This is a genomic window from Acidisoma sp. C75, assembly GCF_054665095.1.
The window spans coordinates 58,211-70,327 of the sequence record NZ_BAAFHD010000003.1 but is presented as its reverse complement, the minus strand read 5'-3'; the positions used below and the strand labels follow the sequence as shown (position 1 = coordinate 70,327).

Genomic DNA, 12,117 nt, shown 5'->3' with positions numbered 1-12,117 from the left:
CGCCGTCAGAACAGCCAGCCGAAGAACCCGCCAGAGGATTTGGGCGGCGGCGTGGCCGGAGCTGAGGGCGGCAGGCTACCGGTATCGCTTGTCGTGTCGCGATCGGAGCCGGCGACCAGGGCATTGCCCGTCCGCCGGCTGATCACATCCGCCGCCGCCAGCTTGGAATAGGCCGTCTGATACCAGGAGCTGCCGGGGTAGTTGTAAGCGAGCACCGCAGCGGTGCGGCGCGCCTCGTCGGTCAGGCCGAGCTTGAGATAGATCTCGACCAGCCGCTCCAGCGCCTCGGCGGTGTGGTTGGTGGTCTGGTAGTTGTTGACGACGGCCTGATAGCGGTTGATGGCGGCGGCGTAGAGATGCTGCTTCTCGTAATACCGCCCGATCACCATCTCATGCCCGGCCAGCTGGTCGTTGCAGAGGTCGATCTTGAGGCGCGCATCGCGGGCATAGGCGCTGTCGGGGAAGCGGTTCACCACCTCCTGCAAGGCATTCATCGCCTGCACCGTCGTCGTCTGGTCGCGCTGCACGTCCGAAATCTGCTCGTAATAGCAAAGCGCGCGCAGATAATAGGCGTAGGCGATATCGCGATCCGCCGGATGCAGCTGGATATAGCGGTCGAGCGCGCTGATCGCGTCCGAGTAGTGGCTGCGGAGATATTCGGTATAGCCGTGCATCAGCTGCGCATTGGTCGCCCAGGGCGAATAGGGCGTGTTCTCCTCGATCGAGGTGAAATCCTGGATCGCGCGCTCGAAATCCTGCTTCTGGATGGCGTTGATGCCGTTGTTGTAGAGCACCTGCGGCGGCAGCTTGGCGTTGATATCGGCCTGCTGCGCGACCGTCGGCCCGGAACTGAACATCCCGCAGCCGGACAAGGCCGGCGCCAGGATCAGGACAAGCGGGAGTATCCGGCGATGCTGTGACATGCTCGGCCAATTATACTATTCCAGCGGCGCCGCGAAGCCCCTCAGCGCCTAATCTCCACCCTCAGGCGCCGCCCGGCACCCAGGTGACCTCCCGGCCGCTGCCCTGGTTCAGGCTACGGCTGAGGACGAAGAGGTAGTCCGAGAGGCGGTTGAGGTAGCGCAGCACCGCCGGGCTCACCGCTTCCTCGGCGGCGAGGGCGACGGCCAGGCGCTCCGCCCGGCGGGTGATGGTGCGGGCGAGATGCGCATGCGCCGCCGCCGGCGTGCCGCCCGGCAGGATGAAGCTCGTGAGCGGCGGCAGCGCCGCGTTCATCGCCTCGATCTCGGCTTCGAGCCGCAGCACCGCCGCCTCGCCCAGGCGCAGCCGGCTCCGCCCGCGCGCCGCATCCTCGGGCGTTTCGGGCGAGGAGAGATCGGCGCCGAGATCGAAGAGATCGTTCTGAATGCGGGCAAGCGCGCCATCCTCCGCGCTCCCGGCCGAGGTATGGAGGCGGATGAGGCCGATCGCCGCATTCGCCTCGTCCACGGTGCCGAAAGCCTCCACCCGCGCCGCCGCCTTGGAGACCCGCTCCCCCGTGCCGAGCGAGGTCATCCCGGCGTCGCCGCCGCGCGTCACCACCCGGTCGATGCGAATGCCCGCGCCGCTCCGTTCCGCCATGTCCGCCTCCTGCAAGCCTGCCACCAGCCGGCGGCCGCGCGAGGGTAACGCGCGGGGAGGGCCCTGTCATCGCTCCCCACCCCGCCGCCGCCCGCGCGGGTGCCTTGCCACGAAAATCATTGCCCGGCGCCGCGGCGGCCCTTATGTGCGATGCACCATGGATGCGCTCACCCCTGTCGAGACGGCTCCACGCACCGCGCCGGGCGAGGAAGGCCCGCTCGCCGCCTATCGCCGCGCCATCGCCGAGAAGCGGATCGTCTCCGATCCTGCCCAGGCGGCGGCGGCCGAGCGGCTGCAGACCCTTTGGGCCCGGCTTGGCCATTACGATCCCTCGGCGCGCACCGCCCGTCGCACGCTGCTCGGCCGCTTCATCCGCCGCCGCGCGATCGAGGAAGCCCCCGGCAACCAGGTCCACGGCCTCTATCTGGTGGGCGAGGTCGGGCGGGGCAAATCCATGCTCATGGATATGTTCTTCGCGAGCGCCCGGGTGCCGCGCCGCCGGCGCATTCATTTCCACGCCTTCATGCAGGAAGCGCATCGCCGCATCTTCGCCTGGAAGCAGGCCAATCCCGGCGGCGAGGACCCCATCCCGCCGCTTGCCGACGCGATCGCCGAAGAGGCGATCCTGCTCTGCTTCGACGAGTTCCAGGTCAATGACATCGCCGATGCGATGATCCTCGGCCGCCTGTTCGAGGCGCTGTTCGAGCGCGGCGTCGTCGTCGTCGCGACGTCCAATACCGCGCCCGACGATCTCTTCCGCGGCCAGCCGGGGCGGGATGCCTTCCTCCCCTTCATCGCCGTGCTGAAACGGCATCTCGACGTGCTGGTGCTGGAATCGCAGCGCGACTATCGGCGACTGCGCGATGCCGCGGGCGAAACCTGGCATGTGCCGCCGGGGCCGGCCGCGCAGGCCGCGCTCGACCGCGCATTCGCCGCCCTCAGCCAAGGCGCGCCGATCCGCCCCGTCTCGCTCGATGTGATGGGCCGCCGCGTGCCGGTGCCGCGCGCAGCCGGCGGTGTCGCGCGGTTCGCCTTCGCCGATCTCTGCGCGCGCAATCTCGGCGCGGGGGACTACCTCGCCATCGCGACGCATTTCCATACCGTGGTGATGGACGATATCCCGCTGCTGACGCCCGAGAACCATAACGAGGCGCGGCGCTTCATCAATCTCATCGACAATCTCTACGATCATCGGGTGAAGCTCGTCGCCTCCGCGGCGGCGATGCCGGATGCGCTCTACCCCGCGGGCGAAGGCGCGATCGCCTTCGAGCGCACGGCCTCACGGCTGATGGAGATGCGGACGGAAGAATATTTCGGCCTCACGCATCTGACGTGAGCAGCCAGCCCCCTCAGGCCCGGCGCAAGCGGGGGAAGAGGGCGCCCCGCACGCCGCGCAGCGGGGTCGAGCGCCGGCCCGCGATCGGCACCAGATTGCGCAGGAACATGGCGCTCGCCGCCTGCCAGGAAAAGCGTTCCGCGTAGCGCCGGCAATGCCGGCGGTCGATCGTCAGCGCGGTCAGGGCGGCCGCGCGCAGATCCTCGTCCAGCCCGCCGACCGGGGGCATCGCCGCCCCCAGCACATCGCGGGGCGCCGGTTCCGGATAGGCCGCGACCGGCGTGCCGGAGGCCAGCGCCTCCAGCATCACGAGGCCGAAAGTATCCGTCCGGCTCGGAAAGACGAAGACATCGGCCGAGGCATAGGCACGCGCCAGGGCTTCGCCGCGCAGGAGGCCGGTGAAGCGGGCGCTGGGGAAGCGGCGCTGGAGATTGGCGCGGTCCGGCCCATCGCCCACCACCACCTTCGAGCCCGGCAGATCGAGCGCCAGGAAGGCTTCGACGTTCTTTTCGACGGCCAGCCGCCCGGCATAGAGAAAGACCGGCCGCGGCAGCCCATCCTCCTCCTCACGCAGGTCGGGCCGGAAGTTGGTGATATCGACCCCGCGCGACCAGTGGCAGACATTGCCGAAGCCGCGCTGGCGCAGCTCGCGGATAAGGCTCGGCGTCGCCGCCATCACCGCCGCACCCGCGCGATGGAAGCGGCGGATGAGGTAATAGGCGATCCGCTCCGTCCAGGCGCGGGGCAAGGGCAGCCGGGCCGCGACATATTCCGGGAAGCGGGTATGGAAGGAGGTGGTGAAGGCATAGCCGTGCCGCCGCGCCCAGCGCCGTGCGGCGAGGCCGAGCGGCCCCTCGGTCGCGATATGCAACGCATCCGGCGCGAAGGCCTTCAGCATGCGGGCGAGATCCCGCCCCGGCGCGATGGCGAGGCGAATTTCCGGATAGCCCGGGCAAGGCAGGGTGCGAAACCGGTCGGGGCCGAAAACCTCGACGGTGATGCCGCGCGCCGTCAACTCGCGCACCACCTGGCCGAGGCTGCGTACCACACCATTGACCTGCGGATGCCAGGCATCCGAGACGATGGCGACCCGGGCAGGCCAGCTGCTCATGCCGGCAGCGGCGCCGCTTCCGCAAGCTCGCCACCCGCCGCCGCGTCGGCGAGCAGCTGATCCGCCGCCCGCGCGCTCTGCCGCAGGCGGCTCGGCCAGTCGATGAGTTCGAAGCGCCCGTCGTGATGTTCGACGAGGGCGGTGCAGCTCTCCACCCAGTCTCCGGTATTGAAATAGCGCGTCTCGCCGATCATGCGCATCTCGGCATGGTGGATATGGCCGCAGATCACGCCGTCCATCTGGCGCTTGCGCGCTTCCTGGGCGAGGGTGGTCTCGAAGCTGTCGATGAATTTCACCGCTTCCTTGACCTGCCGCTTGAGCCAGGCGGAGAGCGACCAGTAGGGGTAGCCGAAATAGCGGCGCACCCGGTTGAACCAGCCGTTCAGCACCAGCGCCGCGGTATAGGCCTGGTCCCCGAGGAGGGCGAGGAACTTGGCGCAGCGCACCACGCTATCGAAGAAATCGCCATGGATGACGAGCAGCCGCTTGCCATCGGCGGTTTCGTGCACCGCCTCCTCCATCAGCCGGATGCCGGCGATTTCGAGCCCCATCGGCAGCCAGGCGCGCATCATCTCGTCATGATTGCCGGGGATGTAGATGACCTCGGTGCCATGGCGGGCGAGGCGCAGGATATCGCGCAGCACGGCGTCATGATGCGCATCCCAGAACCAGGAGCGGCGGAGGCGCCAGCCGTCGATGATATCCCCCACCAGATAGAGGCGCTCGCAGCTCGCGCTCTCCAGGAAGGCGTGCAGCATGGCGGCCTTGCTGCCGCGCGTGCCGAGGTGAAGGTCCGAGATGAAGATCGAGCGGAAGACGGGCGCGCCGAGGCTGCGCGCGCGGCTTGCCTCGGGGCGGTACGGCTCCTGCCGGAAGGTCTCCGGTCGAAAAGTCTCGGGTCGGAAGGTCTCTGGGCGGGGCACGTCATTCATGGGCGCTACTCGCGTTCACATGTCTGATCTCGCGCGACGGGTTAATCCGTTACGGCGGCGCACCCCAGTGAAACTTGGATGACTGCGGCAAGTCGTTGATTAGCCAAGTAATACGCGCCCCATGGCGCGCCGCGTGGCGGGCTGCCTGCCGCGCAGGGCGCGCTTGCGCCCGCGATTCGCGCGCAAGCCTGTGACCTTGGCGCCCCTTTCCGCGTATAGGGAAAAAGCCCTTGGAGGTCTAAGATCCGCCCATGACCGGCCGACGCTTCCTCTTCATCGAACCCGGCGCCTGGGTGCGCCACCCGGCCTGCCCGGAATGGGGCATGGGCCAGGTGCAATCGGTCATCGCCGATCGCGTCACGGTGAATTTCGAGGAGGCCGGCAAGCGCCTGATCAATGCCCGCCTGGTGCAGCTCGAACTGGTGGACGCGTGATGGCCGAGGCTCTGGCATCGGCTGCCCCGCTCGTCGATCCTTTCGGCCGGACGATCTCCTATCTTCGCGTTTCGGTGACCGATCGCTGCGATCTCCGCTGCCTCTACTGCATGCAGGAGGAGATGACCTTCCTGCCGCGCGACGAACTGCTGACCTTCGAGGAGCTGGAGCGGCTCTGCCATCTCTTCATCCGCCTCGGCACCCGCAAGCTGCGCATCACCGGCGGCGAGCCGCTGGTACGGCGCGACGTGATGCGGCTGATGCGATCCCTCGGCCAGACGATCGGCCCGGGCGGGCTCGCCGAGCTTACGCTCACCACCAACGGCAGCCAGCTCGCGCGCCACGCCGCGGCGCTGGCGGCAGCCGGGGTGCGGCGGATCAATGTCAGCCTCGATACGCTCGACCCCGGGCGTTTCCGCGAGATCACCCGTGGCGGCCGGATCGCGCAGACGCTGGAAGGCATCGCCGCCGCCCAGGCGGCCGGGCTGCGGATCAAGATCAACACCGTCGCCCTCAAGGGCCTCAACGAGGCCGATTACGACGATCTGCTGATCTGGTGCGGCCGGCAGGGCTTCGACCTTTGCCTGATTGAAACAATGCCGCTCGGCGAGACCGGGGAAAGCCGGCTCGACCGCTACCTGCCGCTTGATACGGTGCGGTCCCGCCTCGCCGCGCATTGGACCTTGCGCCGGGATGCGGAGCCCGCGGCCATGGGCATCGCCCCCGGCCCCGCGCGCTACTGGCGCGTTGCCGAAACAGGCGGCCGCATCGGCTTCATCACCCCGCTCACCGAGCATTTCTGCGACAGTTGCAACCGCGTGCGGCTGACCTGTACCGGCACGCTCTTCCTCTGCCTCGGGCAGGAGGATCAGGCGGATCTGCGCACCCCGCTGCGCGATGGCGCATCGGATGCGGAGATGGAGGCGATCCTCCGCGCGGCGATCGCCCGCAAGCCGCATCGGCACGATTTCATGATCGGGGAAGCGGCGCCGGCCGCAAAGAAAATCGCCCGCCATATGAGCATGACGGGCGGCTGATCCCGCCGCGGCGGGATAGTGCAGGGTGATGCCGGGGCCCGAGGCTTCTGCACGCATGCCGCGTGCCGCCTGATCCCCGTCATCGCCGTTCTGGAGAAAATCCCGGTCAGATCATAGGATCCGACCAGGGCCGGCCCTCAGGCGCTCTTACGCGCCGCCGCCTTCTCCACCCGGCGCTTCAGCACCTTGGCTTCGGCCGAGAGCTTCGCCGTCGGCGTCGTCAGCAGGAAGGCGTCGATGCCGCCGCGATGCTCGATGGTCCGCAGGCCGCGGGCCGTGACCCGCAGGCTCACGGGCGCGCCGAGAATGTCGGACATCACGGACGCATCCTGAATATTCGGCAGGAAGCGGCGGCGGGTCTTGTTATTGGCGTGGCTGACATTGTTGCCAGACAGAACGCCCTTGCCAGTGATCTCGCAGCGACGGGACATCGGGGAACCTCGAACAGATCAAGCAGGCCGCGAGCGCGCGCTCATCGCGCCCGGCCTGCCAATGGAGGCGGGCTTATGGCGAACTGGGGCGCCGGCGTCAACCCATCCGCCCCCGCCCCGCCGCGCTTTCACTCTCGGATCAGGCATGCCCCTGGGCAGGGGCTGGCGAAAGCTGCTCCATCTCGCCGGAGGCGACGCTCGCCCGCGCCTGGTCGAGCACGCCGAGCACGGCCTCCCGGTCCAGATGCATCGAGAGCATGCCGAGCGCGCCGCCGAGCAGCGCGGAGGCGACCGAGATCGGGTCGATCTTCTCCTTAAGCATATCTTCGATCGCCTGATCGACGACGGCGCCGGCATGGCGCAGATCGGGCGAGGCAGCGCCCAGCGCCGCGAGGGAGGGGTCTTCGGCTTCGGTCATAGGCTGACTTCCTTGGTCGGAGGGCGTGGTTGTACCGCGGCCAAGGGCGGCGCGGCAGTCATCTCGGCATCCTCGGCGAGCGCTTGTTCGGCGCGCGCGCCTTCCTCCTGCTCGGCCTGGGCGGCCCACATCCTGGCATAGATGCCCCCCTGGCTCAGCAAATTCCAGTGGCTCCCACGCTCGACGACGCGGCCTGCCTCCAGCACGATGATCTCGTCTGCATCGACGACGGTGGAAAGCCGATGCGCGATCGTCAGCGTCGTGCGATCCCGCGCGATCGCCCGCAGCGCCGCCTGGATCTCCTGCTCAGTCCGCGTGTCGAGCGCGCTGGTCGCCTCGTCCAGGATCAGGATCGCGGGGTTCTTCAGGATCGTGCGGGCGATCGCCACGCGCTGCTTCTCCCCGCCCGAGAGTTTGAGGCCGCGCTCACCCACCATCGTCTCGTAGCCCTGGGGCAGGCCCTGAATGAAATCATGCAGCTGGGCGAGGCGCGCCGCCGCCTCGACCTCGGCATCGCTCGCCTCCGGCCGGCCGTAGCGGATGTTGTAGCGGAGGGTGTCGTTGAACAGCACGGTATCCTGCGGCACCACGCCGATCGCCTGGCGGAGGCTCGCCTGGGTGAGATCGCGGATATCCTGCCCGTCGATGAGGATGCGCCCGCCCCCGGCATCGTAGAAGCGGAAGAGCAGCCGGGTGATGGTGGATTTGCCCGCCCCCGTAGGCCCGACGATGGCGAGGTTGCGGCCCGGCGGCACCGTGAAGCTGATGCCCTTCAGGATTTCCCGATCGGCGTGGTAGCCGAAGCGCACCTCCTCGAAGCGAAGGGCGGCACTCCGCCCGGCGAGCGCCAGCGGCCGTGCGCCCGGCCGGTCCGCGACCTCCATGCCCTGGCGCATGAGGCGGAACAGCTGTTCGGTATCGACCAGCCCCTGCTTGACCTCGCGATAGACGAAGCCGAGGAAGTTGAGCGGCGTGTAGAGCTGCATGAGATAGGTATTGGCGAGGACGAAACGCCCCACCGTCATCTGCCCGGAGACCACCTGGCGCGCCGAGAGCAGCATGATCGCGACGAGGCCGAGCGCGATGATCACCGCCTGGCCGATATTCAGCAGGTTGAGCGTGACCTGGGAGCGGACGGCAGCGCGCTCGTACCGCGCCAGCGCCTGGTCAAACCGGTTGATCTCGAGCGGCTCGTTGCCGAAATACTTCACCGTCTCATAATTGAGGAGGCTATCGACCGCCTTGCTCTGCGCCTCGGAATCGGACTCGTTCATCACCCGCCGCACCCGCACGCGGTAATTGGTGAAGGAGAGGGTGAAGGCGACGTAGAGGGTGACGGCGGCGAAGGTGATGAAGGCATAGCGCCAGTCGAAGATCCGCCACATCACGATGGTGACGAGCAGCATCTCGAAGAGCGTGGGCAGGATGTTGAACACGGCGAAGCGCAGCACCTGCTGGATGCCGAGCGTGCCGCGGTCGATCGCGCGGGCGAGGCCGCCGGTCTGCCGGTCGAGATGAAAGCGCAGCGAGAGCCGGTGCAGGTGCTGGAAGGTTTCGAGCGCGATGCGCCGCACCGCCCGCTGCTGCACGGCGGCGAAAACCGCATCGCGCAGCTCCGCGAAGGCGCTGGAGGCGACGCGCAGCAGCGCATAGCCGATGATGAGGGCGAGTGGCACGGTAAGCGCGGCCGCCGCCGCGGGCGCGGCGCCCATGGCATGGGCGGCGCGCGGGGCGAGGTGATCCACCGCCCGGGCGTAGAAGATCGGCACATAGACGGTCGCGACCTTGGCCAGGATCAGGCATGCGCTGGCCGCAACCACGCGCAGCCGGGCCCTCGGATCGCCCTTGGGCCAGAGGTAGGGAAGCAGCATCCGAAAGGTGCGGAGGGCGGTATCCTTGTCAGCGGCAGGCGCGGCAGCTGCGCCCTCCGCCTGCTGCCGTGAAGCGCTGGGAGATGCCATAGGCCTCATGTGGCACGCTCCCCGCCCTGTGCAAAGGTTTCCTGCCCATGTCCGATCGCGCAACCGAGATGTTCCTGCGGCATGTGCGCGCCGCCCAGAATGCCGCCCTGCCCGGCGGCCGCCGCGCCTTCCTGATCGAAGCCCAGCCGGTCGGCTGGATGCAGCCCGCTTTCGCTGAAGCCTTCGCGGCCGCCCTCGGCCTGCCGCGCGGCGCCGATGGCTGCGTGCGGCTGCCCGCGGAAGCCCTGCCCCGCCTCGAACCCGCCTGCCGCAGCCTCGCCGCCGCGGGCTGGTTCACCTGGCGGGGGGAGGCTTTCGATGTCCGCGCCGAAGCGGAAGGGCCGGTGCTCGCCACCCTCGATCGGGGCGCGGTGCCCTGCTTCGGCACAATCTCGCACGGGGTGCATTGCAACGGGCTGGTGCGCAAGGCGGACGGCCTCCACCTCTGGGTCGCCCGCCGCGCCGCCCATAAGCTGCTCGACCCGGGTAAGCTCGACCATATCGTCGCGGGTGGCGTCTCGGCCGGGATGACCCCCTGGGAGACGCTGCTCAAGGAGGCGGCGGAGGAAGCCGCGATCCCCACCGAACTCGCTTCTTGCGCGAGACCCGTCGGCCGCATCCGCTACGATATGGAGCGCCCCGAAGGCCTGCGGCGCGATCTGCTGCATTGCTACGATCTCGATCTGCCCGAGGGCTTCGTGCCCCGGCCGAGCGATGGCGAGGTGGCGGGCTTCGAACTCTGGCCGATCGGCGAGGCCTATGCGGTGCTGGCGGCGGGCGATGCCTTCAAGTTCAACGTGGCGCTGGTGTTGATCGACCTCTTTCTCCGCTGCGGGCTCATCCCTGAGGCGGCCGAGGCGAAGAGGCTGCGCGCGGCGCTCGACAGGGCCGCGTAACGCGCCGCACAAAGAACAAAAATATCAATCTGTTAGCCGGTAACACTGGGCAACAATCCTTGACTGGCGGTTGCCATTCCGGAGTGCTTTTCTCATCCCCAGGTTAATGACCGCGCAAAATGGCTCCATAATTCTGCCAGGATAGGCGGCCGTGATCCGCCCCGAGGCCAAGCGGCCGGGGCACGAGTGAAGCGAGGAATTGCATGTGATGGATGGGTTGCCGGGCTATTATCTTGAATCGGCAGTTCCGTCGGCTTCGCGTTCCATCCGCACGGCGATCGACTGCCGTGGCGTCGGTCTGCATGGCGGGCGGGAAGCGCATCTGGTGCTGCGGCCTGCCCCTGCCGGCACCGGCATCCTCTTCCGCCGCACCGATCTCGGCATCGATCTGCCGGCCCGGCACGATTTCGTCTCCGATACCCGGCTCTGCACCAAGCTCTCGGCGCCCGGCCATCCGGAGGCGACGGTCGGCACCATCGAGCATATCATGGCGGCGCTGGCCGCGACCGGGATCGACAATATCCTGATCGAGATCGATGGGCCGGAAATCCCGATCCTGGACGGCAGCGCCGAGCCTTTCGTCTTTCTGATTGACTGCGCCGGCACCGAGGATCTCGCCGCACGGCGCAGCGTCATCGAAATCCTCAGCCCGATCGCGGTGAGCGAGAATGGCGCCACCGCCCGCTTCGAGCCGCTGCCCGCCGGTGGCAGCTGGCTCGGCTTCGATCTTTCGATGCTGATCGATTTCCCCGCCCCCGCCATCGGGCGGCAGAGGCTGGAGATGCGGCTGACCGAGGAGAGCTTCCGCGCCGAGCTTGCCCGCGCCCGCACCTTCGCCCAGGCACAGGAAATCGCCCAGCTGCAAGCGGCCGGCCTTGCCCGGGGCGGCAGCCTCGCCAATGCGGTGGTGGTCGCCGGCGATCGCGTGCTGAACCCCGAAGGGCTGCGCCATGCGGAGGAATTCGTCCGCCACAAGATGCTCGACGCGGTGGGAGATCTGGCGCTCGCCGGCGCCGCAATCATCGGCCGCTTCGTCGGCGAGAAATCCGGCCATCGCACCAACAACCTGCTGCTGCGGGCGCTTTTCGCCAATCCGGGCGCCTACCGGCATGTGACGGCGGGCGGGCTGATGGCGCGCGGCTACGGCGCCGGCCTCTCGGTGCCCGCAGGCATCGCCGCCGCAGCGGCCTGACCCCGGCATATTCCTCCCCGTCTCTGTCTTTGCACCGGCTTTGCCAATCCGTAACGCAGCCGCCAGCGGATCGGGCTTCTCAAAAGCCGGGCCGGGTGCCACATCAGGCGCCATGAACCGTCGCGCACTTCTCGGCTCCCTCGCCCTCGTCGCCCTGCCGCTGCTCGGCGGCACCAGCCTGCTGCCACGCGCGGCGGAGGCGCAGCTTGCCGCGGCACCGCCGACGACGGCGGCGGACCAGGCGGATATCGGCCGCATCCAGGCCTATCTCAACGGCATCACCACCATGAAGGCGCGCTTCCTGCAGGTGGATGCCAATGGCAATTCCATCGGCGGCAATGTCTGGATGCATCGGCCGGGCCGGATGCGCTTCGAATACGATCCGCCGGATCGGATGCTGCTCGTCGCCGGCCACGGGCTGCTGGTCTATTACGATCCCGCCGTTAAGCAGACGACGAACGTCCTGCTCTCCTCGACGCCGCTCGGCCTGCTGCTGCAGCAGAACCTCACCCTCTCCGGCAAGGTGACGGTGACGGGCATCGCCCGCGCGCCGGGGCAGATCCAGCTCACCATCATCCGCACGGCAGAGCCGCGCTCCGGCTCCATCACCCTGATCTTCGCGACCGACCCGTTGACCCTGCGCAGCTGGATCGTGACCGATGCCCAGGGTCGCAAGACCCAGATCAGCCTCTATGACGTGACCTACGGGGGCAACTACCCGAACAGCATGTTCACCTTCGTCGGCCCGCAATTCGAGCATCAGTAAGACGATTGGCGGATCGCGCAGG

13 protein-coding genes are annotated in these 12,117 nt (G+C 68.3%); 6 read left to right on the top strand and 7 right to left on the bottom strand.

Features of this window, described 5'->3' with window-relative positions:
- Positions 1-5: 5 nt before the first annotated feature.
- Together ACYQ7X_RS04650 and ACYQ7X_RS04645 are read right to left on the bottom strand one after the other, a co-directional pair.
- On the bottom strand, positions 6-923 hold the full coding sequence (locus ACYQ7X_RS04650) for an outer membrane protein assembly factor BamD (protein ID WP_459695681.1): 918 nt from the start codon (positions 921-923) through the stop codon (positions 6-8).
- Between the two features lie 61 nt (positions 924-984).
- Positions 985-1,581, bottom strand: a complete 597-nt coding sequence (locus ACYQ7X_RS04645; protein ID WP_459695680.1) for a cob(I)yrinic acid a,c-diamide adenosyltransferase — start codon at positions 1,579-1,581, stop codon at positions 985-987.
- Between the two features lie 157 nt (positions 1,582-1,738).
- Between ACYQ7X_RS04645 and zapE the strand changes: the two genes are divergently transcribed.
- Positions 1,739-2,917 carry a cell division protein ZapE gene (gene zapE / locus ACYQ7X_RS04640; protein WP_459695679.1) on the top strand — a complete coding sequence of 393 codons (1,179 nt, stop codon included), beginning with the start codon at positions 1,739-1,741 and terminating at the stop codon, positions 2,915-2,917.
- A 13-nt stretch (positions 2,918-2,930) separates the two neighbouring features.
- Here zapE and ACYQ7X_RS04635 read toward each other — a convergent pair whose 3' ends face one another.
- The gene (locus tag ACYQ7X_RS04635) at positions 2,931-4,028 is read right to left on the bottom strand and encodes a glycosyltransferase family 4 protein (protein WP_459695678.1); all 1,098 of its coding nucleotides are present in this window, start codon (positions 4,026-4,028) and stop codon (positions 2,931-2,933) included.
- Positions 4,025-4,960: a UDP-2,3-diacylglucosamine diphosphatase gene (locus tag ACYQ7X_RS04630; RefSeq protein WP_459695677.1), complete on the bottom strand. Its 936-nt coding sequence runs from the start codon at positions 4,958-4,960 to the stop codon at positions 4,025-4,027. Before ACYQ7X_RS04630 ends, ACYQ7X_RS04635 begins: the two co-directional genes overlap by 4 nt.
- 251 nt (positions 4,961-5,211) lie before the next feature.
- On the opposite strand from ACYQ7X_RS04630, the gene ACYQ7X_RS04625 reads away from it, so the two are divergent.
- Together ACYQ7X_RS04625 and moaA are read left to right on the top strand one after the other, a co-directional pair.
- A complete protein-coding gene (locus ACYQ7X_RS04625) occupies positions 5,212-5,394 on the top strand; it encodes a DUF3553 domain-containing protein (protein ID WP_459695675.1) in 183 nt (60 codons plus the stop codon).
- A complete protein-coding gene (moaA, locus tag ACYQ7X_RS04620; RefSeq protein ID WP_459695674.1) occupies positions 5,394-6,431 on the top strand; it encodes a GTP 3',8-cyclase MoaA in 1,038 nt (345 codons plus the stop codon). The genes ACYQ7X_RS04625 and moaA overlap by 1 nt, the downstream gene beginning before the upstream one ends.
- Positions 6,432-6,568: 137 nt before the next feature.
- Here the strand turns inward: moaA and rpmB are convergent, their stop codons facing one another.
- The 3 genes from rpmB to ACYQ7X_RS04605 all read right to left on the bottom strand — a co-directional run bounded on the left by rpmB (position 6,569) and on the right by ACYQ7X_RS04605 (position 9,151).
- Positions 6,569-6,862, bottom strand: a complete 294-nt coding sequence (rpmB, locus tag ACYQ7X_RS04615; RefSeq protein WP_459695673.1) for a 50S ribosomal protein L28 — start codon at positions 6,860-6,862, stop codon at positions 6,569-6,571.
- Between the two features lie 139 nt (positions 6,863-7,001).
- Positions 7,002-7,280 carry a hypothetical protein gene (locus tag ACYQ7X_RS04610; RefSeq protein WP_459695671.1) on the bottom strand — a complete coding sequence of 93 codons (279 nt, stop codon included), beginning with the start codon at positions 7,278-7,280 and terminating at the stop codon, positions 7,002-7,004.
- Positions 7,277-9,151: an ABCB family ABC transporter ATP-binding protein/permease gene (locus tag ACYQ7X_RS04605; protein WP_459696019.1), complete on the bottom strand. Its 1,875-nt coding sequence runs from the start codon at positions 9,149-9,151 to the stop codon at positions 7,277-7,279. Before ACYQ7X_RS04605 ends, ACYQ7X_RS04610 begins: the two co-directional genes overlap by 4 nt.
- Positions 9,152-9,288: 137 nt before the next feature.
- Here ACYQ7X_RS04605 and ACYQ7X_RS04600 point away from each other — a divergent pair, with 137 nt between their 5' ends.
- The 3 genes from ACYQ7X_RS04600 to ACYQ7X_RS04590 all read left to right on the top strand — a co-directional run bounded on the left by ACYQ7X_RS04600 (position 9,289) and on the right by ACYQ7X_RS04590 (position 12,095).
- Positions 9,289-10,137: an NUDIX hydrolase gene (locus tag ACYQ7X_RS04600; protein WP_459695670.1), complete on the top strand. Its 849-nt coding sequence runs from the start codon at positions 9,289-9,291 to the stop codon at positions 10,135-10,137.
- Positions 10,138-10,345: 208 nt separating this feature from the next.
- The gene (lpxC, locus tag ACYQ7X_RS04595; protein WP_459695669.1) at positions 10,346-11,329 is read left to right on the top strand and encodes a UDP-3-O-acyl-N-acetylglucosamine deacetylase; all 984 of its coding nucleotides are present in this window, start codon (positions 10,346-10,348) and stop codon (positions 11,327-11,329) included.
- A 112-nt stretch (positions 11,330-11,441) separates the two neighbouring features.
- On the top strand, positions 11,442-12,095 hold the full coding sequence (locus ACYQ7X_RS04590; protein WP_459695668.1) for a LolA family protein: 654 nt from the start codon (positions 11,442-11,444) through the stop codon (positions 12,093-12,095).
- The last annotated feature ends 22 nt before the right edge of the window (positions 12,096-12,117 follow it).